Origin of the sequence: Streptomyces sp. NPDC014801 (assembly GCF_043082085.1) — a bacterium.
Lineage (GTDB): Bacteria > Actinomycetota > Actinomycetes > Streptomycetales > Streptomycetaceae > Streptomyces.
This window is the reverse complement of the sequence record NZ_JBIBXG010000011.1, coordinates 225,690-250,180: the sequence shown is the minus strand read 5'-3', so window position 1 is coordinate 250,180 and position 24,491 is coordinate 225,690. Positions and strand designations below refer to the sequence as shown.

At 73.8% G+C, this 24,491-nt stretch carries 24 protein-coding genes; 8 read left to right on the top strand and 16 right to left on the bottom strand.

Annotated elements, in window-relative coordinates:
- Positions 1-23: 23 nt before the first annotated feature.
- Entirely contained in the window at positions 24-953 is a 930-nt protein-coding gene (locus ACF1AL_RS27010; RefSeq protein ID WP_391661605.1) for a LysR family transcriptional regulator, read from the top strand.
- A gap of 39 nt (positions 954-992) precedes the next feature.
- Here ACF1AL_RS27010 and fdhD read toward each other — a convergent pair whose 3' ends face one another.
- Both fdhD and ACF1AL_RS27000 read right to left on the bottom strand, forming a co-directional pair.
- Positions 993-1,841 (bottom strand): formate dehydrogenase accessory sulfurtransferase FdhD, encoded by an 849-nt coding sequence (fdhD, locus tag ACF1AL_RS27005; protein ID WP_391827754.1) that lies wholly within the window; start codon positions 1,839-1,841, stop codon positions 993-995.
- Complete coding sequence (locus ACF1AL_RS27000; RefSeq protein WP_391820168.1) at positions 1,829-4,144, bottom strand: FdhF/YdeP family oxidoreductase; 2,316 nt, start codon at positions 4,142-4,144, stop codon at positions 1,829-1,831. Before ACF1AL_RS27000 ends, fdhD begins: the two co-directional genes overlap by 13 nt.
- A 216-nt stretch (positions 4,145-4,360) precedes the next feature.
- On the opposite strand from ACF1AL_RS27000, the gene ACF1AL_RS26995 reads away from it, so the two are divergent.
- From ACF1AL_RS26995 to ACF1AL_RS26985, 3 genes are all read left to right on the top strand, one after another.
- The gene (locus tag ACF1AL_RS26995) at positions 4,361-4,732 is read left to right on the top strand and encodes a thioesterase family protein (RefSeq protein ID WP_391827752.1); all 372 of its coding nucleotides are present in this window, start codon (positions 4,361-4,363) and stop codon (positions 4,730-4,732) included.
- 74 nt (positions 4,733-4,806) lie between these two features.
- The gene (locus tag ACF1AL_RS26990; protein WP_391827750.1) at positions 4,807-5,172 is read left to right on the top strand and encodes a hypothetical protein; all 366 of its coding nucleotides are present in this window, start codon (positions 4,807-4,809) and stop codon (positions 5,170-5,172) included.
- A gap of 125 nt (positions 5,173-5,297) precedes the next feature.
- Positions 5,298-5,846, top strand: coding sequence for a MarR family transcriptional regulator (locus ACF1AL_RS26985; protein ID WP_366837779.1), 549 nt, complete (start codon positions 5,298-5,300; stop codon positions 5,844-5,846).
- A gap of 19 nt (positions 5,847-5,865) precedes the next feature.
- Here ACF1AL_RS26985 and ACF1AL_RS26980 read toward each other — a convergent pair whose 3' ends face one another.
- From ACF1AL_RS26980 to ACF1AL_RS26930, 11 genes are all read right to left on the bottom strand, one after another.
- Positions 5,866-6,876, bottom strand: coding sequence for a Rieske 2Fe-2S domain-containing protein (locus ACF1AL_RS26980; RefSeq protein WP_391827748.1), 1,011 nt, complete (start codon positions 6,874-6,876; stop codon positions 5,866-5,868).
- Position 6,877: 1 nt separating this feature from the next.
- Positions 6,878-7,102: a recombinase-like helix-turn-helix domain-containing protein gene (locus ACF1AL_RS26975; RefSeq protein ID WP_391778366.1), complete on the bottom strand. Its 225-nt coding sequence runs from the start codon at positions 7,100-7,102 to the stop codon at positions 6,878-6,880.
- A gap of 32 nt (positions 7,103-7,134) precedes the next feature.
- Positions 7,135-8,082, bottom strand: a complete 948-nt coding sequence (locus tag ACF1AL_RS26970) for a PDR/VanB family oxidoreductase (RefSeq protein ID WP_391827746.1) — start codon at positions 8,080-8,082, stop codon at positions 7,135-7,137.
- Between the two features lie 12 nt (positions 8,083-8,094).
- A complete protein-coding gene (locus tag ACF1AL_RS26965; RefSeq protein WP_391827744.1) occupies positions 8,095-9,720 on the bottom strand; it encodes a thiamine pyrophosphate-binding protein in 1,626 nt (541 codons plus the stop codon).
- A gap of 29 nt (positions 9,721-9,749) precedes the next feature.
- Positions 9,750-10,535, bottom strand: a complete 786-nt coding sequence (locus ACF1AL_RS26960) for an SDR family oxidoreductase (RefSeq protein ID WP_391820172.1) — start codon at positions 10,533-10,535, stop codon at positions 9,750-9,752.
- 94 nt (positions 10,536-10,629) lie between these two features.
- Positions 10,630-11,373 (bottom strand): SDR family oxidoreductase, encoded by a 744-nt coding sequence (locus tag ACF1AL_RS26955; protein WP_391699616.1) that lies wholly within the window; start codon positions 11,371-11,373, stop codon positions 10,630-10,632.
- On the bottom strand, positions 11,366-11,887 hold the full coding sequence (locus ACF1AL_RS26950) for a cupin domain-containing protein (RefSeq protein ID WP_391661596.1): 522 nt from the start codon (positions 11,885-11,887) through the stop codon (positions 11,366-11,368). The genes ACF1AL_RS26955 and ACF1AL_RS26950 overlap by 8 nt, the downstream gene beginning before the upstream one ends.
- Positions 11,888-11,893: 6 nt before the next feature.
- A complete protein-coding gene (locus ACF1AL_RS26945) occupies positions 11,894-12,685 on the bottom strand; it encodes an alpha/beta fold hydrolase (RefSeq protein WP_391699619.1) in 792 nt (263 codons plus the stop codon).
- Positions 12,682-13,482, bottom strand: a complete 801-nt coding sequence (locus ACF1AL_RS26940) for an aspartate dehydrogenase domain-containing protein (protein WP_391699621.1) — start codon at positions 13,480-13,482, stop codon at positions 12,682-12,684. The genes ACF1AL_RS26945 and ACF1AL_RS26940 overlap by 4 nt, the downstream gene beginning before the upstream one ends.
- 25 nt (positions 13,483-13,507) lie before the next feature.
- Positions 13,508-14,518 carry a VOC family protein gene (locus tag ACF1AL_RS26935; protein ID WP_391699623.1) on the bottom strand — a complete coding sequence of 337 codons (1,011 nt, stop codon included), beginning with the start codon at positions 14,516-14,518 and terminating at the stop codon, positions 13,508-13,510.
- Positions 14,519-14,535: 17 nt separating this feature from the next.
- Positions 14,536-16,023 (bottom strand): aldehyde dehydrogenase, encoded by a 1,488-nt coding sequence (locus ACF1AL_RS26930; protein ID WP_391820173.1) that lies wholly within the window; start codon positions 16,021-16,023, stop codon positions 14,536-14,538.
- A gap of 328 nt (positions 16,024-16,351) precedes the next feature.
- On the opposite strand from ACF1AL_RS26930, the gene ACF1AL_RS26925 reads away from it, so the two are divergent.
- Complete coding sequence (locus ACF1AL_RS26925; protein ID WP_391827742.1) at positions 16,352-17,800, top strand: MFS transporter; 1,449 nt, start codon at positions 16,352-16,354, stop codon at positions 17,798-17,800.
- Positions 17,801-17,894: 94 nt separating this feature from the next.
- On the opposite strand, the gene ACF1AL_RS26920 is transcribed toward ACF1AL_RS26925, so the two are convergent.
- A complete protein-coding gene (locus ACF1AL_RS26920) occupies positions 17,895-18,446 on the bottom strand; it encodes a hypothetical protein (protein ID WP_366837766.1) in 552 nt (183 codons plus the stop codon).
- Between the two features lie 327 nt (positions 18,447-18,773).
- Between ACF1AL_RS26920 and ACF1AL_RS26915 the strand changes: the two genes are divergently transcribed.
- Positions 18,774-19,235: an SPW repeat protein gene (locus ACF1AL_RS26915; protein ID WP_391699755.1), complete on the top strand. Its 462-nt coding sequence runs from the start codon at positions 18,774-18,776 to the stop codon at positions 19,233-19,235.
- A gap of 138 nt (positions 19,236-19,373) precedes the next feature.
- Here ACF1AL_RS26915 and ACF1AL_RS26910 read toward each other — a convergent pair whose 3' ends face one another.
- Positions 19,374-20,255, bottom strand: a complete 882-nt coding sequence (locus ACF1AL_RS26910; RefSeq protein WP_391699629.1) for a diacylglycerol kinase family protein — start codon at positions 20,253-20,255, stop codon at positions 19,374-19,376.
- A gap of 113 nt (positions 20,256-20,368) precedes the next feature.
- Positions 20,369-21,967 (bottom strand): FAD-binding oxidoreductase, encoded by a 1,599-nt coding sequence (locus ACF1AL_RS26905; RefSeq protein WP_391827933.1) that lies wholly within the window; start codon positions 21,965-21,967, stop codon positions 20,369-20,371.
- A 189-nt stretch (positions 21,968-22,156) separates the two neighbouring features.
- On the opposite strand from ACF1AL_RS26905, the gene ACF1AL_RS26900 reads away from it, so the two are divergent.
- Complete coding sequence (locus ACF1AL_RS26900; protein WP_391827740.1) at positions 22,157-22,756, top strand: TetR/AcrR family transcriptional regulator; 600 nt, start codon at positions 22,157-22,159, stop codon at positions 22,754-22,756.
- Complete coding sequence (locus ACF1AL_RS26895) at positions 22,753-24,324, top strand: glycerol-3-phosphate dehydrogenase/oxidase (RefSeq protein ID WP_391827738.1); 1,572 nt, start codon at positions 22,753-22,755, stop codon at positions 24,322-24,324. Before ACF1AL_RS26900 ends, ACF1AL_RS26895 begins: the two co-directional genes overlap by 4 nt.
- Positions 24,325-24,491 lie beyond the last annotated feature (167 nt).

Sequence of the window (24,491 nt, the reverse complement as noted above, 5' to 3'; positions counted from 1 at the left end):
GAGGCGTCGGGTAGACCGAGGGCGTGCTGTTTCGTCAACTCGAGTACCTCGTCGCCCTCTCCCGGGAGCGTCACTTCGCGCGCGCGGCGCAGGCTTGCTATGTCTCCCAGCCCGCCCTGTCGGAGGCGATCCGCAAGCTGGAGGAGGAGCTGGACGTGCCGCTGGTGCGGCGCGGCCGCAAGTTCGAGGGCCTCACCCCGGAGGGAGAGCGCATCGTCGTCTGGGCGCAGCGCGTCCTGGCCGACCGGGACGCGCTGAAGGACGAGGCCGGGGCGCTGCGCAGCGGGCTGAGCGGGCGGATGCGGATCGGCTGCGTGCCGACCGCGTCGGGCGCCGCCTCGCTGCTGACCGACCCGTTCTGCGCGGCCCATCCGCTGACCACCGTCGAGGTCATCGCGGACATGCAGTCGGTGGACATCCTGCGCCAGTTGCAGAACTTCGAGATCGACGCCGGCCTGACCTATGTGCGCGAGACGCTGCCGGAGCAGTTCCAGTCCGTCCCGCTGTACGAGGAGCGGTACGTCCTGCTGCTCTCGGCGGCCGACGGGCTGGCCCGCCGGGCGACGGCGACCTGGGCGGAGGCGTCGCGGCTGCCGCTGTGTCTGCTGAACCCGTCGATGCAGGGGCGCCGGGTGCTCGACGAGCAGTTCGCGGAGGCAGGGACGCAAGCCTCGCCCCGGGTCGAGACGGACTCGGTGGCCGCACTGTTCGCGCACGTCAGGACGGGACGGTGGGCGAGCATCGTGGCGCACGCCTGGCTGCACGTGTTCGGTGTCCCGCACGGCATGCGGGCGGTGCCGCTGGTGGAGCCGGCGCGCACGGTGCCGGTCGGGCTGGTGGTCATGGCACGGGAGCCGGGCTCGGTGATGGCGCGGGCGCTCACCGACATCGCCCGGCGCACGGATGTCGCCGGCGCACTGGAACGCCTTCCGGGAGACCCCCTGGTGTCGTGAACGCGGCCCCGAGGACGGCCGGCCGGGGCTGCCGGCTACTCACGCGTGGAGTGCCGGCTGCGGGGCGCGGTCGAGACGGTCCGCTCCGGCGTAGACGTTCATCGACTCCCCGCGCAGGAAGCCGACCAGGGTCAGCCCGCTCTCGGCGGCCAGGTCGACGGCCAGCGAGGAGGGCGCCGAGACGGCCGCCAGCATCGGGATGCCGGCCATCACCGCCTTCTGCACCAGCTCGAACGAGGCCCGGCCGCTGACCATCAGCACGCTTCCGCGCAGCGGCAGCAGCCCGGAGCGGAGCGCGTGCCCGACGACCTTGTCCACGGCGTTGTGCCGGCCCACGTCCTCGCGCAGGCACAGCAGTTCGCCGTCGCCGGTGAACAGGCCGGCGGCGTGCAGGCCGCCGGTGCTGTCGAACACCTTCTGCGCGGCGCGCAGCTTGCCCGGCAGCGAGGTCAGCAGGCCGGGTCCGACGCGCAGCGGGTCACCGGCCACGGACCAGGCGGCCGAGGTGCGCACCGCGTCGAGCGTGGCCTTGCCGCACAGTCCGCACGAGGACGTGGTGTAGAAGTTGCGTTCGAGCGAGGCGTCGGGGGCGGGCACGCCCGGTGCCAGGGCGACGTCCACGACGTTGTAGGTGTTGCCGCCGTCCGCGGTGGCGCCGGCGCAGTAGCGGATCGCGGCGACGTCGCCGGCGGCGTGCAGGACGCCTTCGCCGACCAGGAACCCTGCGGCGAGGTCGAAGTCGTCGCCGGGGGTGCGCATGGTCACGGCGAGGGGGCGTCCGCCGACCCGGATCTCCATGGGTTCCTCGGCGGCGAGGGTGTCCGGGCGGTGCGAGGGCACGCCGTCGCGGACGCGCAGCACCTTGCGCCGGGCGGTCACGCGTCCCATGCGGGCTCCTGTGTGCTCGGGACGCGCGCGGGTTCCAGCCGGACCAGGACGCTCTTGGAGGTGGGGGTGTTGCTGATGTCGGCGACGCTGTCGAGCGGGACGAGGACGTTGGTCTCGGGGTAGTAGGAGGCGGCCGAGCCGCGGGAGGCGGGGTAGGCGACGACCCGGAAGTTCTCCGCGCGGCGTTCGATGCCGTCGTGCCACACCGTCACCAGGTCCACCAGGTCGCGGTCGGCGAGGCCGAGGGCGGTGAGGTCGTCGGGGTTGACCAGGACGACCCGGCGGGCGTTGTGGATGCCCCGGTAGCGGTCGTTCATGGCGTACGGGATGGTGTTCCACTGGTCGTGGGAGCGCAGCGTCTGCAGCAGCAGGTGGCCGTCGGGGATGCGCGGCGTGGTGAAGTCGTTGCGAGTGAAGACGGCCTTGCCGCCGGCGGTGGGGAACACGCGCCGGTTCACGGGATTGGGCAGGCGGAAGCCGCCGGGCCGCGAGACGCGGGCGTTGAAGTCCTCGAAGCCGGGGACGACGCGGGCGATGCGGTCGCGGATGGTGCCGTAGTCGGCCTCGAACTCCTCCCAGGGGATGTCCGGGGTGTCGCCGAGGGTGCGGCGGGCCAGCCTGCTGATGATCGCGACCTCGCTGAGCAGGTGCGGCGAGGCGGGCTCCAGGCGGCCGCGGGAGGCGTGCACCTCGCTCATGGAGTCCTCGACGGTGACGAACTGCTCGCCGCCGGCCTGGATGTCGCGGTCGCTGCGGCCCAGGGTGGGCAGGATCAGCGCGGTCTCGCCGCACACGGTGTGGGAGCGGTTGAGCTTGGTGGAGATGTGCGCGGTGAGCCGGCAGCGCCGCATCGCCTCCTCGGTGATCCGGCTGTCGGGGGTGGCCCGGACGAAGTTGCCGGCCACGCCGAGGAAGAGCTTCGCCCGTCCGTCGCGCAGGGCGCGGATGCCGTCGACGGAGTCCAGTCCGTGCTCGGTGGGCGGGGTGAAGCCGAACTCGCGGCCCAGGGCGTCGAGGAAGGACCGGGGCATGCGCTCCCAGATGCCCATGGTGCGGTCGCCCTGGACGTTGCTGTGGCCGCGCACCGGGCACACGCCCGCGCCGGGCCGGCCGATGTTGCCGCGCAGCAGCAGGAAGTTGACGACCTCGCGGATCGTGGGGACGCCGTGCTTGTGCTGGGTGAGGCCCATCGCCCAGCACACGATGACCTTCTTGCTCTCCAGGACCAGGTCGTGGACGCCTTCGATCTCCTCGCGGCTCAGGCCGGTCGCGGTGAGCACGTCCTCCCAGGCGACCTTGCGGGCCTGCTCGGCGAACTCGGTGAAGCCGGTGGTGTGGGCGTCGATGAAGGCGTGGTCGAGCACGGCCCCGGGTGCGGCGTCCTCGGCCTCCAGCAGCATCCGGTTCAGCGCCTGGAAGAGGGCGAGGTCGCCGCCGGGGCGGATCTGCAGGAAACGGTCGGCGATCGCCGTGCCGCGGCCGACGATGCCGCGCGCCTTCTGCGGGTGCTTGAAGCGGATCAGCCCGGCCTCGGGCAGCGGGTTGACGGCGACGACCTTGCCGCCGTTGCGCTTGGTCTCCTCCAGCGCGGTCAGCATCCGCGGATGGTTGGTGCCGGGGTTCTGGCCGACGACGAAGACGAGGTCCGCCTGGTGGATGTCGTCGAGGGACACGCTGCCCTTGCCGATGCCGAGCGTCTCCATCAGGGCCGAACCGCTCGACTCGTGGCACATGTTGGAGCAGTCCGGCAGGTTGTTGGTGCCGTAGGCGCGGGCGAACAGCTGCAGCAGGAACGCGGCTTCGTTGTTCAGCCGGCCGGAGGTGTAGAAGAGGGCCTCGTCCGGTGAGTCGAGCGCCCGCAGCTCCCGGGCGAGCAGGTCCAGCGCCTCGTCCCAGCCGATCGGCTCGTAGTGCTCGGCGCCGGGCCGCTTCACCATGGGTTCGGTGAGCCGGCCCTGCTGGTTGAGCCAGTAGTCGGACTTGCCGTCCAGTTCGGCGATCGAGTGGCGGCGGAAGAAGTCGGCGGTGACCCGGCGCGTGGTCGCCTCGTCGGCGATGTGCTTGGCGCCGTTCTCGCAGTACTCGTTGCGGTGCCGCTTGCCCGGCGCGGGCTCCGGCCAGGCGCAGCCAGGGCAGTCGAATCCCTTGGCCTGGTTGATGTTCAGCAGGGTCAGCGCGGTGCGCCGCACGGAGGTCTGCTCCAGGGAGTACTCCAGCGCGTGCGCCACCGCCGGGACGCCCGTCGCCCAGCGCTTGGGCGGGGTGACCGTCAGATCGTCGCTCGGGTCCTCGATGCCGCTCATGATGCCGTCCGCCTCTTCTCCGGCCTGTCCGCGATGGCCGGAAGGCAGCTTCCGTGCGTCGGCGAGGCCTTGTCAAAGAGGCCTTTTCGATGACCTGATAGGCGCCGCTTATCTGGGCCCTGACCAGGGCGGACAGCCTCCGTTGAGGGTGCCGGTCCGCGAGGTCGGCGGCCCTTGGTGCGGCCCCCCGCGCACCGGCCGGGTTAGCGTGGTGCGATGCGCTACGAGGTGACCGACGCCGACACCGCGACGGCGGTCGGCAGCGGTGATGTGCCCGTGCTCGCCACACCGCGGCTGATCGCGTGGCTGGAGGCGGCGACCATGGAGGCCGCCGCGCCCTTCGCGGGGGCGGGCCGGACGAGTGTGGGAACCGCGGTGCGGATCAGGCACCTGCGGGCCTCCCGGGTGGGTGAGACGGTGGAGGTCACCGCGCAGCCGCCGTCCGTCGCGGACGGCCGCCGGCTCACCTTCGCCGTGCAGGCGGTCGACGGCTCGGGCCAGCTGATCGCGACGGGCGAGATCGACCGGACGGTCGTCGACCGGGAGCGGTTCCTCGCGGCGGTGTCCGCGCCGGGCGGGGAACGCTGACGGAGCCGCCCCGTCCGGGGCCCCGTCGCCGTAGCATCGTCGGGCAGGCTCGGGGGCGCCGACGGGGGGACACTGTGGAACGACCGGACGACCGCACCGCGTCGGTGCTGCGCTTCGCCACGGAACTCGTGGCCTGGGTCGCCACGCCGTGGGCGCTGTGGGACCACTCGCGCACGCTCGCCGTGCTGGCGGTGGCCGTGCTGATCGGACTGCCCACCGTCTTCTCCACCCCGGGCGACAAGAAGCAGGTGCTCGTCCCGGTGCCGGGTGCGGTCACCGTTGTGCTGGTGCTGCTGCAGCTCGCCGCGGCCGTGGTCGCCGCGTGGGCGGTGTGGCCGGTCTGGGCGGCGGCCGTCGTCTCCGTGCTGGCCGCCGTCACGCTGCTCACGGAACGCCCCCGGTGGGGATGGCTGCTGGCTAAGGGGCGCCCGGCGCGGTGACGCCGGGCCGGCCACCGCGCCGGGCCCTCCGGCTCCTCACGGGTCCCGGTACCCCACCGCACTTATTTCAGGGCTAAGATTTCTGCGCAGGTCCGCGCGTGCGGAGAGGTCAGGAGGGGCGCTACATGGCGGGGAAGAAGGCTGCGGCCCAGCGGGACGCCGTCGCGGCGATCATCGACGACTGGGCCCGGGAACGCCCGGAACTGGACACCTCCCCGCTGGAGGTGCTGGCCCGGCTGCACCGCACCTTCCTGCGTTACCAGACCGGGCTGACCGCCGCCATCGAGCGGCACGGGCTCGCCGTGGCCGGCTTCGACGTCCTGACCGCGCTGCGCCGGGCCGGGAAGCCGTACCGGCTCACCGCCGGCCAGCTCGCCGACTCCGGGCTGATCTCCTCCGCCGGCGTCACGCTGCGCATCGACCGGCTGGAGAAGGACGGCCTGATCGTGCGCGAGCGCGACGCCGACGACCGGCGCGTGGTGTACTCCCGGCTCACCGACGCCGGTCTCGCCAAGGTGGACGAGGTGTTCGCCGAGCACCTGGACAACGAGCGGCGGATGCTGGCCGAGCTGTCCCCCGCCGAGCGGCGCCAGCTGGCCCGGCTGCTGTCCAAGCTGGAGCGCTCCATCGTCCACGCGGCCGAGGCGGACGCCGGGGACGGCTCACCGGAGTGAGGGCCGGCCCCGCTCGCGCTCAGCGTGCCGCCTGGGCCTCCGCCTGCTGCCGGTAGAGCCGGCGCAGCCGCACCACGCCCAGGTCGTGCTGGTAGAGGTTCTCCCGCTGGTCGGCGTCGGCCGGCATGGCCTCCAGCATCACCCGGTCCTGCTCCAGCACCTGCCAGTGCCGCTCCTCGATGAGCGTGCGGTACAGGAAGCGCCAGGTGTCGCGCTGCCAGCCGGACACCTTGCGGTAGCGCCAGAAGAAGACGCCGGTGCGCCCCGCGTCGACCGGGCAGGCCATGCCGACGATGCCGAAGGCGCCGCCGGGGCCCGCCGAGGGCGGGTACGGGATGGACAGGTCGACCCAGTCGACGCCGGTGCGGCACAGCTCGACCCAGTCGAAGTTGACGCCTCGCTGGTCGGTCTTCTCGAAGAAGTAGCCGCGCTCGGTCTCCCGGATGCGGAAGCGGGCCTGGGTGTCGCCGTCGTACATGGTGTGCGACTCGTGGTGCAGGAACGCGCCGTGCATCGGGTCGAGGAGGTTCTCCATGGCGAATCGCCACGGCACGTTCCACTCGGCGTAGCACAGGAACGAGGCGATCTCCGGGTCGGTCAGCGGCTCCGGCAGGGTGAGCTCGGCCGGCTCCGGGTGCTCCTCGTCGCCGAACCAGGCGAGGATCGCGCCGCCCACCTCGCGCACCGGCAGGGAGGTGACGAGCTTCTTGCCCTCCAGGTTGCAGCCGGGCAGGCCGGGCACCGAGGACACGGTGCCGTCGCCGCGCACCTCCACGCCGTGGTACCAGCAGGCGACGCGGTCGCCGAGGTGCTTGCCGAGGGAGAGCGGGGCGCCGCGGTGCGGGCAGCGGTCGGCGAGCAGCGACAGGGTGCCGTCGGACCTGCGGAAGAGCAGCCAGTTCTCGCCGAGGGCGGTGATCTTGCGCATGCCGCCCGGCTCGACGAAGTGCGAGGGGACGACGGGGTGCCACTGGTTGCGCAGGCCGTGGGCGTAGACGTGGTCGGCGGTGACGTCGGTGGTCAGGGTCATCTCAGGCTCCCAGGCGGTGCATCTCGGCGCGGAAGGTCTCCTCGGTCCAGGGCGTGCCGTCGGGCGTGCGCACCTGGCGGGCGTTGAGGCCGGCGACCACGTCGGCGAGTTCGTGTCCGTCCTGGGTGAAGACCTCCTCGAGGGTGCGGGCGAGCTTCAGCTCGTACGGGGTGGGCTCGTGGGTGCGGGACTGGTGCGGGTCGAGGCTGGGCCAGTCGGCGGTCATCGGGGCCTCCGGGGACGTCGTGGGCAGGGGGTTCACAGGTCGAGGACGAGGCGGTCGGAGGCGCAGCGCGAGACGCAGATCATCATGGTCGCGTTCGCGGAGTGCTCCGTCTCCGACAGCAGGAAGTCGCGGTGCTCGGGGGTGCCGGCCAGCACCCGGGTCTCGCAGGTGCCGCAGATCCCGTCGCGGCAGGAGGAGGGCACGCTCACGCCCGCCGCCTCCACCGCGTCCAGGACGGAGGTGTCCGCGTCGACGGTGACGGTCAGTCCGGAGCGGCGGCACTCCACCTCGAAGGCGGTGCCGTCGCCGGTGCGTTCCACCACCGGGGCGGCGAACCGCTCCAGCCGCAGCTGTTCCCGCGGGCAGCGTTCCTGGACGGCGGTGAGCAGCGGCTCGGGTCCGCACACGTAGACGAGGGCGTCCGCCGGCAGTCCGGCGAGGGCGGCGTCCAGGTCGATGTGGCCCTGCTCGTCCTGCGGGACGAGGGTGACCTCGCCGCCGGTGAGCGCGGCCAGTTCGCCGCCGAAGGCCATGGAGGCGCGGCTGCGGCCCCCGTGCACCAGGCGGAAGGGGATGCCGTCGCGGTCGGCCCGGCGGGCCATGGCGAGGATCGGGGTGATGCCGATGCCGCCGGCGACGAAGACGTACGACGCGGCCGGCTCCAGGGCGAAGTGGTTGCGGGGGCCGGCGACGCGCACCCGCTCGCCGGGGCGCAGCCGGGTGTGGACGTGGCGTGAACCGCCGCGCGAGGCCGGTTCGTCGAGGACGGCGATCCGGTAGACGCCGGTCTCCTCGGGGTCGCCGCACAGCGAGTACTGGCGGACGAACCCGCCCACGTGCAGGTCGAGGTGGGCGCCCGGGGCCCAGCCCGGCAGGGGCTTGCCGGCGGGGTCGACCAGGTCGACGGACAGTACGCCCTCCGCCTCCCAGGTCATGCGGCGCACGAGGAGGTCGAGTTCCTGTTCTTCGGTGACGCTCATCAGACGGCCTCCCTACGCGGTGGGGATCTTCACGGGCGGGGTGAACGGGGTCTTCATCGGGCCGAGCGCGTCGAGGTCCACCTCGACCAGGACCGGCCCGCCGGCGGCGAGCGCGTCCCGGATCACCCCTGCGGCGTCGGCCTCGGCGGCGATGCGCGCGTACGGCAGGGAGCAGGCGGCGGCGAGCCGGGCGAAGTCGGGGGTGACCAGGTCGACCCCGCTGCGGCGGTCGCTGTAGCGGTCCTGGGTGTTGCGCAGGACGCCGTAGCCGCCGTCGTTGAAGACGAGCAGCAGCAGGCGGGGCCGCTCCTGCGCGACAGTGAGCAGTTCTCCGAGGTGGACGGCGAGTCCGCCGTCGCCGGCGATGACCACGGTGCGCTCGTCGGGGCGGGCGAGGGCGGCGCCGATGCCCATGCCGAGGCCCTGTCCGATGCCGCCGCCGCGCGGGAAGACGTTGCCGCGCGGGTCGTGGACCGGCAGCAGCCGGTTGCCCCAGGTGGAGGACGCGATGGTGACGTCCCGGGCGACGACCGCGCCGGGCGGCAGCGCCGCCGCGAGGGCCTCGCAGATCGCGGCCTGCGGCCCGATCGCGTCGCGCAGCGCCGCCCGCACCTCCTCGCGTACGGCGGTGACGCGGGCGGTCCAGCCGTCCTCGGCCGGTACGGCGGCCTCGGTCAGCTCGGGCAGGACGCGGGCGGCGTCGCCGTGCAGGGCGTGCCGGGCGGGGTGGACACGGCCGAGGGCGGCGGCGTCGACGTCGATCTGCAGGTGGGCCCGGGGCAGCCGCAGCGTGTAGTCGGCGGTCTCGTTGGAGCGGAAGTGGGTGCCGACGGTGACCAGGACGTCGGCGTCGTCGAGCAGGGCGCGCACCGCGGGTGTGGTGGCGAAGTTGCCGACGACCTGCGGGTGGTCCTCGGGGACGGCGCCGCGGCCGGAGTTGGAGGTGAGCAGGCCGGCGCCGGTGGCGGTGAGCAGGTCGTGCAGGGCGTCCCGGGCCCGGGTGGCGCCGCCGCCGGCCCAGATCAGCGGGCGCCGGGCGCCGGCCAGCACCTCGCGGGCGGCGGCGAGTTCCGCCGGATCGGGCTCGGGGACCGGGGTGTGCGGTGCCGGGCGGTCGTCGTCCTGCTGGGTGGCGTACTGCAGGTCGATGGGCCACTCGACGCTGGCCGGTCCGCCGGGTGTGGCGAGGGCCGCGGCGGCGGCCTCGCGCAGCAGCCGGCCGGCGCTCGCGGTGTCGGGGACGGTCGCGGCGTACGCGGAGACCGCGCGGAGCATGCCGAGCTGGTCCTTGGTCTCGTGGATGAAGCCGCGGCCGCCGCCGAGGTACGCGGTCTCGATCTGCCCGGTGACGTGCAGGACGGAGGTGCCGGCGGCGAGCGCCTCGACGAGGGAGCCGGCCGCGTTGCCGGCGCCGGTGCCGGTGGAGGTGAGGGCGCAGCCGAGGCCGCCGCGGGCGCGGCCGTGGCCGTCGGCGGCGTTGACGGCGGTGGCCTCGTGCCTCACGGGCACGAAGCGCAGCTCCCGGTCGACGGCCTCGACGAGGGGGAGGTTGTGCACGGACACGATGCCGAAGACCGTGTCGATGCCGAGTTCCTTCAGGACGGCGACGAGGAGGTCGCCTCCGGTGCGGTAGGTCATGCGGGCCTCTCGGTGCCTGTGAGGGCGGCTCAGAAGACGCCGCGGCCGACTCCGCCGCAGACGTCGAGGGCGGTTCCGGTGATGTAGGAGGCGCGCGGCGACAGCAGCGTCACGATCGCGTAGGCGACCTCCTCGGGCCGGCCGAGGCGGCCGAGGGCGATGCCCCGGTCGGCGGCGAGCTCGGCCTGCCAGTCCTCGTAGGACAGGCCGGAGTCCGCGGCGGCGTGCCGGCGGGTCCACTGTCCGGTGTCGATGAGGCCGAGGCAGACGGAGTTGACGCGGATGCCCTCGGGGGCGAGTTCGGTGGCGAGGGACTTGGAGAGGTTGAGGATCCCGGCGCGGGCCGCGCTGGTGGTGATCAGGCGGGGCTCGGGCTGCTTGGCGAGGACGGCGTTGACGTTGACGACGCTCGCCGTGTCCGAGGCCCGCAGGTGGGGGCGGGCGGCGGTCAGGGGGTTGAGGACGCCCGCGAACTTCAGCTCGAGTTCGTCGCGCCAGTCGTCGGCAGCGGTGTCGTCGAGCCGCTTCATGCGGGACTGGCCGGCGTTGTTGACCAGGGCGTCGAGGCGGCCGAAGCGGTGGGCGGCGTGCTCGACGAAGGCGGTGACGGCGTCCGCGTCGCGTACGTCGCACACGCCGGTCAGCAGCCGGTCGCCGGCGCCGAGGCGGGCGGCGGCCTTGGCGAGGCGGTCGGCGTCACGGCCGCAGGTGGCGACGCGGGCGCCTTCGTCGAGCAGCGCGCGGACCGTGGCCAGGCCGACGCCCGAGCTGCCGCCGGTGACCAGGACGGTCCGGTCGGCGAGACCCAGATCCATGGGGTTCTCCGGTTCTTCGGGGAATGCGGGAGGCGATCCGTGCGGGGAGGGATCACCTGCGGGGAGGGGGCACCTGCGCGGGCTATGCGGGGGGTCAGTGCATCGTGAAGCCGCCGTTGACGGCGATGACCTGGCCGGTGAGGTAGCGGGACTCCTCGCCCAGCAGGAAGGAGACGAGTCCGACGAGGTCGTCCGGCTGCTGGGGACGGGTGATCGCCCGGTGGTCGGCGTACAGGGCGTGGCGGGCGGCGGGGACGGTCTCGGTGGCCTCGCACTCGGTGAGGCCGGGCGCCACCGCGTTGACGGTGATGCCGTGTGCGCCGAGCTCGCGGGCCATGCCGCGGGTGAGGGCGAGGACCGCGCCCTTGGAGGCGATGTAGTGCGCGAGGCGCGGCGAGCCGTACAGGGCGGCGTCGGAGGCGATGTTGACGATGCGTCCGGGCCGCGCGAGCAGCGGGTGCAGGGCCTTGGCTACGAGCCAGGGACCGCGGACGTTGACGGTCATCAGACGGTCCCAGGTGCCGATGTCGATGTCCTGGAACTCCTTGCCGCCGACGCCGTTGGCGAGGGCCGCGTTGTTGACCAGCCCCCAGACGGGCCCGAACTCGGCGACCTCTGCGGCGAGTTGTGCCACAGACGCGGGGTCGGCCACGTCGCAGGGCACGTAGTGTGCCGCGCCGCCGGCCGCCCGGATCGCGGCGGCCGTGCGCTCGCCCCACTCGGGGTTCAGCTCGGCGACGACGACCCGGTGGCCGTCGGCGCCGGCCCGGCGGGCCATGGCCTCCCCCAGGCCACGGCCCGACCCGGTCACGACGACCGTGCGCGGCGCGTCAGTCACGGGTGACGCCGTACAGCGGCGAGTACTCGGGGTAGGTCGGCACCTGCGGCTTCTGCGTGCCGATGATCACGCAGAACAGCGCGTCGGTGTCGCCCTCGTTCTTCAGGGAGCGGGTGACGCCGGCCGGGACGACGATCATGTCGCGGTAGCCGAGGGTGCGGTACTCGACCTCGTCGGGGCCGCGGTGGATGCCGACGCGGACCTGCCCCTCCAGGACGAAGAAGGCCTCCTCCACGTCGTGGTGGGTGTGGGCCGGGCCCTCGGCGCCGGGCGGCAGGAGCATGTTGGAGAAGGTGAAGCCGCCGGAGGGGATGATCCGGCTGTCGTGCTCGTGGTTGCCGGTGGCGCCGGAGCCGACGTAGCGGATCTGGGCGCGGCGGTACTGCGGGCCGGCCTTCTCCTGGAAGGAGAGGGTGCCCCAGTCGGGCTCGCGGGAGTCGCGGCTGGCGATCAGCGAATCGGTGTACTTCGCGAGGTCGCCGCCGTTGTCGTAGTCGGTGGTGGTCAGGGGCATGATGGTTCAGCCTTCCGTGCGGGGGTTGGTGACGATGTGGAGGTGGGCCAGGACCCAGGCGTTGAAGCGCTCGGGCTGTTCCTGGTGGGCCAGGTGGCCGGCGTCCTTGACGACCACGCCGGCGGATCTGTGCAGGCCACCGGCCAGGGCCTGGGCGGCGTCCGGGCCGGTGACCTGGTCCTTGTCACCGCACAGCACGAGCGTGGGCGCGGTGATGCGCGGCAGGTCGGCGCGCAGGTCGGTGGTGGCCATGGCCTCGGCGGCGTGGGCGTAGCCGGGCAGGCGGACCGCGTCGGCCATGATGTCGACGACCCGTCGCACGAGCGCGGGGGGCGCGTCGGCGGAGACCAGGCGGGGGCCGCGCCGCTCGGCGAAGGCACGCGCTCCGAGGGTCCGCAGTTCCGGGACCCGGGCCCGCATGGTGGCGGCCTTGCCGGGGTCGGTGCCCGAGCCGGGGCTGGAGTCGGCCACGATCAGGGAGGCGACGAGGTCCGGGTGGCGCAGGGCGAGCCGCAGGGCGATGACGCCGCCCCAGGACACGCCGAGCACATGGGCGCTGCCACCGCGGGCGCGGATCACCTCGGCGGCCGCGTCCGCGTAGTCGTCGAGGCCGAGCGCGCCGCCCGGGTCGGGGGACCGGCCGTAGCCGGGGGCGTCCCAGGCGACCACCCGGAACTCGTCGGCGAAGGCCCGGAGTTGGTGGGCGAAGGAGGCGGAGGAGGAGCCGATGCCGTGCAGGCACAGCAGCAGCGGCCCGGTGCTGCCGGCCTCCTCCACGTGCACCTCGGCGGCGGTCACAGGATCTGTCCCGGGCGTCCGGCGATCGCGCCGAGGGAGCGCAGGACCGCGTACGGCACGACGGTGCTGGTGGCGGGGTTGTCCGCGTCCGGGGTGTGGGCCACCTCGAAGCGGTAGGCGCCGTGGGGGCCGGAGGCTTCGACGACGTGCCGGGTGCGGACGGCGGCCGGGTCGGCGACGACGCGGACGCGGACGGCGTCCAGGTCGCCCACGGCGAGCGCGACGGAGGCGGCGACGTTGGTCGAGCGCGGGAACCTGACGGGGATGTCCCGTGCGGTGCCGGCGAGCACCTCCACAGGGCCGGTCGCGGTGCGCAGGCGGTGCAGCAACTCCTCGCCCATCCAGGGCTGTTCGAGGGTGCCGGGCAGCTTGGTGGTGGTGAGCCGTACGTCGTGCAGGGGGCCGAGGGCGCGGACGGCCTGAAGGAGGTCGAGGCCGCCGATCGCGCCGCCGGTGAAGTACACCCGGCCCGGTCCGGCGGCCAGCAGGCGCTTGGCGAGGTCCTCGTCGGTGAGGGCGCCGGTGGAGGCGACGAGCAGGTCGGTGCCGGCGGTGAGGACGCGCTCGCCCCAGGCCCGGACGACGCCCTGGCCGGCCGCCTCGACGATCACGTCGCAGGCGTCGATCGCGTTCTCGAAGGGGACCTGCTCGGCGGGCGTGGCGTCACCGAGCGGCCGGTTGTCGACGACGCAGTGCAGTCGGGCGCCCGGGATGTCGCCCGCGGCGAGGGCGGTGCCGACGACGCGGCCGATGGCGCCCCAGCCGACCAGGCCGACCTTGAGCGGGGTGGGGTTCATGCGGAGGCTCCTTGCTGGGCGGCGTTCATGCGGGGGCTCCTTGCGGGGCGGCGGGCGCGGCGTCGGCGGGCGGCGGGAGGGAGCCGCCGTCTTCGGCGGCGTCGAGCGGGGGCTGGACGGGGCTGCCGTCCGGGGTGCCGGCCATGTGGGCGCGGATCAGCCGCGAGGGCGGTCCGGCGGTGCCCCACAGGTCGGACAGCTCGGGCACGCGCCGCCACACCTTGCAGATCCAGCGGTCCTCGACGACCTGGGCGACCTCGGAGGTGTACTCGCACACCAGGCCCGTGGGGTCGGTGAAGTAGGAGAAGGTGTTGTTGCCCGGACCGTGCCGGCCCGGCCCCCACTGCGGGGTGACGCCGTGGTGGCGCAGCCGTCCGATGCCCCGCATGAAGTGGTCGAGCGAACGCATCTCGTAGGCCACGTGGTTGAGGGAGACCCAGGGCGCCTGGTTGAAGGCGACGCAGTGGTGGTCGCTGTTGCAGCGCAGGAACGCCATCTGGTGCTCGGACCAGTCCGACACGCGCAGGCCGAGCACCTCGCGGTAGAAGGCGACGGAGGCGTCGATGTCGGGGGTGTTGAGGACGACGTGGGTGACGCCGACGGGGACGGCGTCGTCACGGCCGCGTGGCGGGACCGCCCAGGTGTCGGCGGACAGTTCGATCAGCCGGCCCTCGTGGTCGTGGAAGCGCAGCCCGTAGCCGCCGCCGACCTGGTCGAGGGGGCCGGGTGCGGTGACGGGGCGGATGCCGCGGCGTTCCAGCCGGCGGGCGGCCTCGTCGATCTCGGCGGGGGTGGCGACGGCGAAGGAGAGCCGGCCGAGACCGATGCGGTCGGCGCGGGTGAGCTGGAGGGCGTGGTGTTCCTCGCCGGTGCCGCGCAGCCAGCTGGCGCTGTGGCCGGCCTCGACGACCTCCAGGCCCCAGGCCTCCTCGTAGAAGCCGGTGGCCTCGGCGAAGTTCGGGGTGTGCAGTTCGACGGAGCGCAGGGCGCGCAGGTGGGCGACGGGCGCTCCGGGCGGGGCGGTGGGGTGGGACATGGGTTCTCCGGTCGGGGTCAGCCGGCCCAGGGCAGCGGCGTGGTGGAGGTGCCCCAGTACAGGGACTTCTGGCGCTGGTAGGCGCGGATGCCGTCGCGCCCCTTCTCGCGGCCGAGGCCGCTGTCCTTCATGCCGCCGAAGGGCGTGGAGACGCTGAACTGCTTGTAGGTGTTGATCCAGACGGTGCCCGCCTCGATCCGGCGGGCGATCCGCCAGGCGGCGCGGTGGTCGCGGGTCCAGATGCCGCAGGCGAGGCCGTAGACGGAGTCGTTGGCCTGGCGGACCAGGTCGTCCTCGTCGTCGTAGGGCAGGGCGACCAGGACCGGGCCGAAGATCTCCTCCCGGCAGGTGCGGGCGGTGCCCGGCAGGCCGTCGAGGACGGTGGGCAGGTAGTAGGCGCCGCCCTCGTACTCGGGGCCCTCGGGGACGGCTCCGCCGCACAGCACGCGGGCGCCCTCCTCGCGGGCGAGGTCGACGTAGGCGGCGACGCTGTCGCGGTGCCGGGGGTGGACGAGCGGGGCGACCTGGGTGTCGGGCCGGGTGCCGGGGCCGACGCGCAGCTTGCGGACGCGTTCGACCAGGGCGCCGACGAAGTCGTCGTACAGGGCGCGGGCGACGAAGAGGCGTGATCCGGCGATGCAGGACTGGCCGCTGGAGGAGAAGATCCCGTACATGACCCCGGCGAGGGCCTGTTCGACGTCGGCGTCGGGCAGGACGATCGTGGGCGACTTGCCGCCCAGTTCCAGGGAGACGGGCATGAGTTTCTCCGCGGCGGTCCGGGCGAGCGCGCGGCCGGTGGCGGTGCCGCCGGTGAAGACGACCTTGCCGACCCGCGGGTCGCGCACGATCGCGTCGCCGACGACGCGGCCGGGGCCGGGCAGGACCGACAGCAGGGCCGGGGGCAGACCGTGCTCGGTCAGCGCCCGGGTGATCAGCCGGCCGAGGGCGAGGGAGACCAGCGGGGTCCACTCGGCGGGCTTGAGCAGGACCGCGTTGCCGGCGGCGAGCGCGGGGGCAAGCTTCTGGGCGTCGCTGGCGACCGGGGAGTTCCAGGGGTTGATCGCGCCGACGACGCCGATGGGCTCGTGCACGCTCATGGTGACGTAGGGGCCGCGGGACGGGGTGAGGGCGTCCTCCGCGGTCTCCAGCGCGGCGGCGGTGTAGCGGAAGGTGCCGGCGGCGCTGGCGACCAGGGCACGGGTCTCGGTGAGCGCCTTGCCGGTGTCCGCGGTCTGCAGCGCGGCGAGGTACTCGGCCTCGTCGTCGATGAGGGCGGCCACGCGGTGCAGGAGACGGGCCCGCAGATGGGGCAGCAGATCGCGCCAGACGGGCTCGGCGGCGGCCCGCGCCGCGGCGACGGCCGCCTCGGCGACCTCGTCGGGGGTGACGGCGTGCACGGTGGCCAGCGGGATGCCGGTCGCCGGGTCGAGGGTCTGGGCCGGGGCACCGCCGCCGCGCCGCCACCGGCCCGCAACGAGCGCCTCGTCCGGGGGAGTTCGGAGCATACGGGGCCTCCTGGACGCAGGGATGGGGAAGCTGCTTGAGCAAGCGCTAGAAATCTAAGGGCTTAAATATCTGCGGCGCAAGGGGTGTCGCGGAGAGAATCAGCGAACAAACTCCTGCTTCAAGCCTTGACGGGGTCGGGGCGACGGGCGATACAACTTAAGCGCTTAGAAGCTTGGCGCTTACCTGATGTTTGCGGTCGGCCCTGGTGCGACCCGGTGCGCTCTGCGACACTGGCCCGCGTCGCTGGCCGAAAATCCTCCCCCCGTCCCCGCTCTCCCCTCCCCCGCGCTTGTCGTCCCCCTGCCCCCGTGACCAGCGGAGTACCGCATGACGACCGAAGCAGTACCCGACAGCTCGATCAGAGCCTCCATAGCCGCCCGCTTCGAACGACTCCCCCTGTCCCGCTGGCACGTCACCGTGCGGCTCGTCGTCGGCGCGGTCACCTTCTTCGAGGCCTTCGACCAGCTCCTGATCGCCTACGCCCTGCCCGAGCTGCGCGCCGACTGGCAGCTGACCACCTCGGCCGCGACGCTCCTGCTCACCGTGGGCTCCCTCGGCATGCTCGCCGGCGCCCTGCTCTCCGGGCGGGTCGCCGACCGGATCGGCCGGGTCCGGGTGATCGCCCTGTGCGTCGCCCTCTCCAGCGCCGCCAACCTGGCGCTCGCCTTCTCACCCTCCCCCGACGTGTTCATGGCGCTGCGGTTCGTGCAGGGCCTGGCGATCGGCGGCGAGGTCCCGGTGGCCGCCACCTTCATCGCCGAGATCACCCGCAGCCACCGGCGCGGCCGCTTCGTCCTGCTGTACGAGCTGGTCTTCCCGGCGGGCCTGACCGTGGGCGCGCTGGTCGCCGCCTGGGTCGTTCCGCTGCTGGGCTGGCGCTGGATGTACGGCCTCGCCGCGATCCCCGGGGTGCTCGCCGTCGTCGTGCACCGCAAGGTGCCCGAGTCGCCGCGCTGGCTCGCCGACCGCGGGCGGACCGCCGAGGCCGCCGAGGTGATGACCCGGATCGAGACGGCCGTGCGGAAGGCGACGGGCGCACCGCTGCCGCCCGTGCCCGAGCAGCCCGTGTCCCCCGCGCCGGCCACCGGGACGGCCCCTGGGGCGATCACCGGGACGGCCACCGAGGCGGTCACCGAGGCGGTCACCGGGGCGGGGCGTTCCTCCGGTCTGCGCGGCCTGTTCACCGGCCGCTACCGGCGCCGCACCCTGGTCGTCGGCGCCCTGTGGTTCGCCGGGTACTTCGTGAACTACGGCATCACGTCCTGGCTGCCCACGATCTACAAGAACCGCTACGGCCTCACCCTGTCCGACGCCCTGCTGTACTCCACGGTCACCTCCTGCGCGGGCCTGGCCGGCTGCCTCGTGGCCGCGCTCACCGTCGACCGCCTCGGCCGGCGCCGTGTGATCACCGGCTGCCTGGGCGGCGCGGCCGTCGTGCTGGGCGTCCTCGCCGCCCTCGGCGCGGACACTCCGGTGCAGGTCCTGGTGTGGACGTCGCTCGCCGCGGTGTTCTTCTTCGGCTCCAACATCAGCCTGTACCTGTACACCCCGGAGCTGTTCCCGACCCGGATGCGCGCCCTGGGCAGCAGCGTGGGCGGCGCCCTGAACCGGCTCGGCGTGATCCTCGGCCCCATCGTCGTCGGTGCCGTCTACGCGGGCGGTCATGTCGGCGCCGTGTTCTCGACGTTGGCCGCGGTCTCCCTGGCCGGGGCCGTCGTCGCCGGCGTCGGCGCGGAGGAGACGGCGGGGCGCCGGCTGGAGGAGGTCTCCCCCTGACCGGGGCCGTGCCCTGACAGAAGTTGCGCGGCGAGCCGCACAGGCGTGAACCCCGGACCGTACGGCCGGGGTTCACGCCTGTCCGGGGCCTTGCTCAGCAGCCGCCGCAGTTGTAGTAGAGGACGTCCCAGTGGTTGCCCTCGTCGGCGTAGATGTTGCCGGAGCCGGACTTCCACTGCGGGGCGCCGTCACCGCGCAGGCCGATGTAGGTGAAGGTGTTCTTGATGTAGTTCCCGACGCAGGTGTACTTGGCGTAGTCGAGCTTGTAGCCGTTCCAGTGCGAGTAGGTGCCGGAGGCGTGCCCGGTCTCCGTGCCGCCGGTGATGTTGAGCGCGCACCCGCTGGCCCGTTTCAGGGTCTGGGCGCCCTGCGCGGTGGCGAGGTTGAGCTGCTCGAAGGACGTACAGGTGGAGTTGTAGCGGTCGGAGCAGTTGCCGGAGGACGACCAGGTGATGCCGACCTCGCGGAACATCGACGTGGCGGTGGCGTGACTGATCTTGGTGACGGCGAAGGCGTCGCCCGCGGTGCCGATCACTACGGCGCCGGGGGCGATGACGAGGGCGAGCGCGGTGAGGATCGATCTGATCCGGACACCGATGCGTGCGGGTACGCGAGGAACACCCCTGAGCGCTTTCCCGTGTGTCACGTGGAACCTCCCTGCGAAGAGTCATGCGTCCGGTGAGGTGACCGTGCAGGTGGTGCAGGACGATGATGCCGAAGATCTACGCGCGTTGGCCAGAGGGCGTCGCCCGCGGACGGGCCGGTGCGCGAGCGCTCCGCCGCCCCGGTCGCTCTTTCCGGAAATCGTCCTGAAACTCCCCATAAAAGATGTGTGAAAGGTGCATAAGAAGTCACCCGGCCCAGGCAGCACATCACGAGATCAAGGGGCAGGCGGTGCGGTGAACACACCGCCGTCCTCGCACAGAAGAGACAAGAGGTACGCGCCATGTCCACTTCCGCTTCGCGGCCGTCCATGGAGACGCATCCGGACATCGTCGAAATGCGTGAGCGCCATGAGATGGCCGAGCGGGCGACCAGCACGCCACAGGGACAGGCCGTCGGGACGCTGGCCTTCCTCACCGGCATCTACCTGGCCGCCTCCCCGTGGATCACCGGATTCAACGGACTGTCGACGCTCGCCGTCACCAACCTCCTCGCGGGCCTGGCCTACGCGCTGCTCATGAGCGGCGGGTTCGGACGGGCCTACGAACGCACCCACAGCATGGCGTGGGGCGCGTGCGCCCTGGGTGTGTGGACGATCGTCGCGCCGTGGGTGGTGGCGGGTGACGTCAGCACCACGAAGACCGTCGTCAACAACGTCATCACCGGTGCGATAGCCGCCCTGCTGGCCCTGGCCGCCAGTGCCGCCACCCGTGCGGCGGAGTCCGGCAAGGCCCGTGGGGGCATGGCGGCGCCGTACACCCAGCGCGGCTGAGTCCGCTCCGGCACCTGCCCAGGTGCCTGCCCCGGTGAGGTCCCCTCGCCCCGGCGGACCGCCGGTGGAACCCCGTCGCCCGGACGCCTCGGCATCGCCGCGTCCGGGCGACAAGCCGTTCAGTACAGCATGGTCGGCTCAGTACAGCATGGTCAGCGCCCCGGGCAACACCCGTGCCGTGACGGGGAGTACGGCGTCCACCTCGCCGTCGGCGCCGTACGGCACCGGGCGGTCGGCCTCGATGCGGATCTCCCGGCCGCGCAGGATCCGCACCTGGGGACGCGCCACGTGGTCGCCGGTGGCCAGTTCGTTCATCAGGGCGAAGAAGAGCCGGCGCGGGGCGTCCTCGATCAGCACCACGTCCAGCAGGCCGTCGTCGACGCGTGCGCCGGGGGCGATCATGCGTCCGGAGCCGTAGTAGGGGGAGTTGGCGGCGACGACGGTGTAGCCCCGGTGGGTGTGCTCCTTCCCGTCCACGGTGACGCGGTAGTTCGCCGCGCGCCAGCCGGCCACCGCGCGCAGTCCGCCCGCGTAGTACGAGGCCGAACCGCGCAGCAGGCGGGAGTGGTTGGCGTGCCGGTTGGCCAGCGCGTCGACGCCCGCGTAGACGCTGCCGAGGACGACCGTCCGGTGGTGGACGGCGGATTCCACCTCGATGGTGTCCACCTCGCGCGGCTCGCTCTCCAGCAGCAGCCGGGCCAGGGCCTCGGGTTCGGCGGGCAGGCCGAGGGCGCGGGCGAAGTCGTTGCCCCGGCCGGCGGGGACGAGGCCGAGCACGGTCCCGGTGCCGCTGAGGGCCCCGCCGATGCCGCCGGCGATGCCGTCACCGCCGACCGCGAGCACGACCCGGCCGGCTTCCCCGGCGCGGCGTGCGATGTCCTGGGCGTGGGCCAGGCTGCGGCTGTACTCCGTGTCGAGCCCGGCCCCGGCCGCCCGCAGCTCATGGGCGACCCGCAGCAGCGCGGCCGCGGCGGTCGAGCCGCCCGCGGTGGGGTTGACGACGGCGGTGAACTGTCGCATGGGGGAACCTCCGGGGCGGTCGAGCGGGACGCGGGCGGACGGGAGTGCCGGCGGCGGGGGGCGGCGATGCGGACTGGAGTGCCGCCGAGGGCCGGGTGGGGGCTGAGGCGGAGTCAGTCGGTGGGGAGCAGAACCCCGGGGTTGAGCAGGCCGTCGGGGTCGAGGCGCCGTTTGACCGCCTGGAGGGCCGCCACACCGAGCGGGCCGGCTTCCCGCACGTACCAGTCGCGGTGGTCCGTGCCCACGCCGTGGTGGTGGCTGATCGTGCCGCCGGCGGCGAGGATCGCCTCGTTGGCGGCGTGCTTGGCGCGCGTCCAGTGCGCCACCGGGTCGCCCTCGCCCTGCGCGCAGACGACGGTGAAGTACAGCGAGGCCCCGTTGTCGTACACATGGGAGATGTGGCACATCACCAAGGGTGGGGTGCCCGCCTCGGTGAGGGTGGCGGTGAGGGCGTCGCGGACGGCGGCGTACAGGCCGGGCAGGCGCGACCAGAAGGCGGCGGTCTCCAGGGTCTCGGCGAACGCGCCCGCGTCGAGCAGGGAGTCGCGCAGATAGGGGGCGGAGTAGCGGCCGTGGGCCCACCGCTCCCCCGGCTCCGTACCGAGCGGGGTGCCGCCGAGTTCGGCCAGTACCGCGGCGGCGCCCGCGCGGCGGTGGGCGGTGTCCTCCTCGGTGCCCTCGAAGCCGACGACGGCCAGGCAGCCCGCGTCGCTCGGCAGGCCGCCCGCGCCGATGGCGTCGGGCTGGGCGAGTCCGACGAGGGTCTCGGTCTCGTCGGACAGCCGCAGCACGGTGGGGCGCGGGCCGTCCTGGGCGAGGCGGCGCAGGGCGGCGCCGCCCTCGGCGAAGGAGGCGAAGCGCCAGCCCTCGTAGCGGCGGACCTCGGGGACGGGCCGCAGGCGCACGGTGACGGAGGTGATGACGCCGAACGCGCCCTCGGAGCCGAGGATCAGCTGGCGCAGATCGGGTCCCGCGGCGGAGCGGGGGGCGCGGCCTGTCTCGACGGTCCCCTCGGGGGTGGCGAGGGTGAGGCCGAGGACCATGTCGTCGAAGCGGCCGTACCCGGCGGAGGCCTGCCCGCTGGAGCGCGCGGCGGCGAAGCCGCCGATGGTGGCCCACTCGTAGGACTGCGGGAAGTGGCCGAGGGTGAACCCGTGCTCGGCGAGCAGGGCCTCGGCGTGCGGGGCGCGCAGTCCGGGCTGCAGGGTGGCGGTGCGCGAGACCGGGTCGATGTCGAGCAGCCGGTCCATGCGGCGCAGGTCGAGGGCGACGAAGGGGCCCCGCGACTCGGGGGCGAGGCCGCCGACGACGGAGGTGCCGCCGCCGAACGGCACGACGGGCAGCCGGTGGCGCGCGCACACCCGCAGGACGGCGACGACCTCGTCGTGCCCGGCCGGCAGGACGACGGCGGCGGGCAGGCCGTCGAGGTCGGCGGCGCGGATGCGCAGCAGGTCGGGCGTGGACTTGCCGCGGGTGTGCCGCAGCCGGGTCTCCGCGTCCGTGCGCACCTGGGCGGTGCCGCCGACGGCGTCGGCCAGTTCCTGCCGTACGGCCGGGTCGAGCGGCGCGTCGGGGACGGGGATGTCGGCCAGGCGGAGCGGCTCGGCCTCGCGGGGCTTGACGCCCAGCAGGTCGTGCAGCAGGCCGGTCACCGGCTCGGGCAGCGGGGCCGCCTTGGCCGGGTCGCCCCAGCCGTTCCACAGCATGTCCACGGCGCTTGTCCTCATCTGTCGGTCCGTCGACGTCCGCCGGCCTGTCGACCTGTCGCTTCGTCGGTTCGTCGGTTCGTCGGTTCGTCGGTTCGTCGAGGTGTCGATCTGTCGGCCCCGTGCGGCACCGGCCGTCCGGCGCCGGGCGCCGGGCGGGACGGGCTGCGCCGCCGGGGCGTTACACTGTGACACATGACGCCTATTCGTCACAACGATGGGGACAGCGATCCGGTGCTCGACGCGGTGCGCGACTGCGTCCTGGCCGTCGGCGTCCGCCGCACGACCCTGACCGATGTGGCGCGCCGCGCGGGCGTCTCCCGGATGACGCTCTACCGCCGCTGGCCCGATGTGCGCTCCCTGGTCGGCGACCTGATGACGCGCGAGTGGATCGGCGTGGCCACCGCGGCCATGCCGGAGCGGACGCCCGGCCGCAGCGCGCGCGAGCTCATCGTCGAGGGGCTGGTGCGCGGCGTCGAGGCCTTCCGCGCCCACCCGCTCTTCAACAAGATCGTCGACGTCGACCCCGAACTGCTCCTGCCCTATGTGCTGGACCGCCGCGGCGCGAGCCAGGAGGCCCTGCTGGACCTGGTGGCCGGCGGCGTGCGCGACGGGCACGCCGACGGGTCCGTCCGCGCAGGCCATCCCGAACGCCAGGCCCGTGCCCTGCTGCTGGTCGTCCAGTCCTTCACGCTGTCGCTGCGGACGATGACCGACGAGGACGACCCGGACCTCGACGCCGCCGCCCTGCTCGGGGAGTTGCGGACCATCCTGGAGAGGACCCTCACACCATGAGCACCGACGCCCCGCGCCCCGGCTCGTCCCTGTCCGCCGCGCGCCGCACCCGTGAACTCGCCGTCACCGTCGGCGGCCCGGAGGTGGACGTCCTCGTCGTCGGGCTCGGCGCGACCGGCGCCGGAGCCGCCCTGGACGCGGCCGCCCGGGGCCTGACGGTCGCCGCGATCGACGCCCACGACCTGGCGTTCGGCACCTCGCGCTGGAGCTCCAAGCTCATCCACGGCGGTCTGCGCTATCTCGCCTCCGCGCAGTTCGACGTGGCGCACGAGAGCGCCGTGGAACGCGGGGTGCTGATGGAGCGCACGGCACCGCACCTGGTGCGTGCCCAGCCGTTCGTGCTGCCGCTGACCCCGCTGGTCTCGCGCGGTCAGGCGGCGCTGGCCTGGGCCGGATTCCGGGCCGGGGACGCGCTGCGGCTGGCCGCCCGCACCGCCCGGTCCACGTTGCCGGCGCCACGCCGGCTGTCGGCCGTGGAGACCCGCAGCCTGGCCCCGGGGCTGCGCACCGACGGGCTGCGCGGCGGGCTGCTGTCCTGGGACGGCAAGCTCACCGACGACGCCCGGCTGGTCACCGCCCTGGCCCGCACGGCGGCCGCGCACGGCGCGCGGATCCTGACCCGGACGCGGGCGCTGGAGCTGTCGGGGTCCGGGGCCCGGGTGCGCGACGAACTCACCGGCGAGGAGGGGTTCCTGCGCGCCCGCGCGGTGATCAACGCGACCGGCGTGTGGGCGGACGGCCTGGTCGAGGGCATCCGCATCCGTCCCTCGCGCGGCACCCATCTGGTGCTGCGCGCCGAACGCCTCGGCCCGCTGCCGGCCGGCCTGCACATCCCCGTGCCCGGCGAGACCAACCGGTTCGTGCTGGTGCTGCCGCAGGGCGACGGCCGGGTCTACGTCGGCCTCACCGACGAACCCGTCGACGGGCCGGTGCCCGACGTGCCCGAGGTCCCGGAGACCGACATCGGCTTCCTGCTCGACATCCTCGGCTCGGTCCTGGACATCCCGCTGCACCGGGCGGACGTGGTGGGCGCGTTCGCGGGGCTGCGCCCCCTGCTGGACACCTCCCCCGACGGCCCGGCGGCCAGGACCGCCGACATCTCCCGCCGGCACGCCGTGCTGACCTCGCCCGACGGGGTCGTCACCGTCGTCGGCGGCAAGCTCACCACCTACCGGCGCATGGCCCAGGACGCCGTCGACCGCGCCGTCCGCGTCCGCGGTCTGTCCGCCGGCCCCTCCCCCACCGCGGGGCTGCCGCTGGTCGGTGCCGCCGCCCCGGCCCGGCTGGCGGCCCTGCCCGCGCCGCGGCGCCTGGTCCAGCGCCACGGCACGGAGGCCGCCGCCGTGCAGGCGCTCGCCGCGCACGACCCGCGCCTGGCCGAACCGGTGCTGGACGGCCACCCCGTCACGGGCGCGGAGGTGCTGTGGGCGGTGCGCCACGAGGGCGCGCTGGACGCCTCCGACGTCCTGGACCGCCGTACCCGTATCGGGCTGGTGGCGCAGGACCGCGCGGCGGTCCTGCCGGGCGTGGAGGAGATCGTCGGCGGGGCCCTCGCCGAACGCTCCTGACCGAGGCCGCTCCAGAGGCCGGTTCGTGGCGCGCGCCACGAACCGGCCATGGTCACTTCATGGGTCAACTACGTTCTGAGCGGCGGTAGTTGGCCGTTCACCGGGTTGCCGTCCCGCGGAAACATGACCGAAACAGTGTTCGTCCGGCAACTATGCCAACGCCTGCT

Bases quoted from the DNA above. Each gene is read 5' to 3' on its own strand.
- ACF1AL_RS26975 (WP_391778366.1), bottom strand. From the start codon at position 7,102: ATGACCGCCGACTGGCCCAGCCTCGACCCGCACCAGTCCCGCACCCAC.
- ACF1AL_RS26940 (WP_391699621.1), bottom strand. From the start codon at position 13,482: ATGAACCCCACCCCGCTCAAGGTCGGCCTGGTCGGCTGGGGCGCCATC.
- ACF1AL_RS26935 (WP_391699623.1), bottom strand. From the start codon at position 14,518: ATGTCCCACCCCACCGCCCCGCCCGGAGCGCCCGTCGCCCACCTGCGC.
- ACF1AL_RS26910 (WP_391699629.1), bottom strand. From the start codon at position 20,255: ATGCGACAGTTCACCGCCGTCGTCAACCCCACCGCGGGCGGCTCGACC.
- ACF1AL_RS26950 (WP_391661596.1), bottom strand. From the start codon at position 11,887: ATGCCCCTGACCACCACCGACTACGACAACGGCGGCGACCTCGCGAAG.
- ACF1AL_RS26995 (WP_391827752.1), top strand. From the start codon at position 4,361: ATGCGCTACGAGGTGACCGACGCCGACACCGCGACGGCGGTCGGCAGC.
- ACF1AL_RS26970 (WP_391827746.1), bottom strand. From the start codon at position 8,082: ATGAGCGTCACCGAAGAACAGGAACTCGACCTCCTCGTGCGCCGCATG.
- ACF1AL_RS26895 (WP_391827738.1), top strand. From the start codon at position 22,753: ATGAGCACCGACGCCCCGCGCCCCGGCTCGTCCCTGTCCGCCGCGCGC.
- ACF1AL_RS26930 (WP_391820173.1), bottom strand. From the start codon at position 16,023: ATGCTCCGAACTCCCCCGGACGAGGCGCTCGTTGCGGGCCGGTGGCGG.
- ACF1AL_RS26925 (WP_391827742.1), top strand. From the start codon at position 16,352: ATGACGACCGAAGCAGTACCCGACAGCTCGATCAGAGCCTCCATAGCC.
- ACF1AL_RS26985 (WP_366837779.1), top strand. From the start codon at position 5,298: ATGGCGGGGAAGAAGGCTGCGGCCCAGCGGGACGCCGTCGCGGCGATC.
- ACF1AL_RS26980 (WP_391827748.1), bottom strand. From the start codon at position 6,876: ATGACCCTGACCACCGACGTCACCGCCGACCACGTCTACGCCCACGGC.
- ACF1AL_RS26965 (WP_391827744.1), bottom strand. From the start codon at position 9,720: ATGACCTACCGCACCGGAGGCGACCTCCTCGTCGCCGTCCTGAAGGAA.
- ACF1AL_RS26960 (WP_391820172.1), bottom strand. From the start codon at position 10,535: ATGGATCTGGGTCTCGCCGACCGGACCGTCCTGGTCACCGGCGGCAGC.
- fdhD (WP_391827754.1), bottom strand. From the start codon at position 1,841: ATGGGACGCGTGACCGCCCGGCGCAAGGTGCTGCGCGTCCGCGACGGC.
- ACF1AL_RS26915 (WP_391699755.1), top strand. From the start codon at position 18,774: ATGGAGACGCATCCGGACATCGTCGAAATGCGTGAGCGCCATGAGATG.
- ACF1AL_RS27000 (WP_391820168.1), bottom strand. From the start codon at position 4,144: ATGAGCGGCATCGAGGACCCGAGCGACGATCTGACGGTCACCCCGCCC.
- ACF1AL_RS26900 (WP_391827740.1), top strand. From the start codon at position 22,157: ATGACGCCTATTCGTCACAACGATGGGGACAGCGATCCGGTGCTCGAC.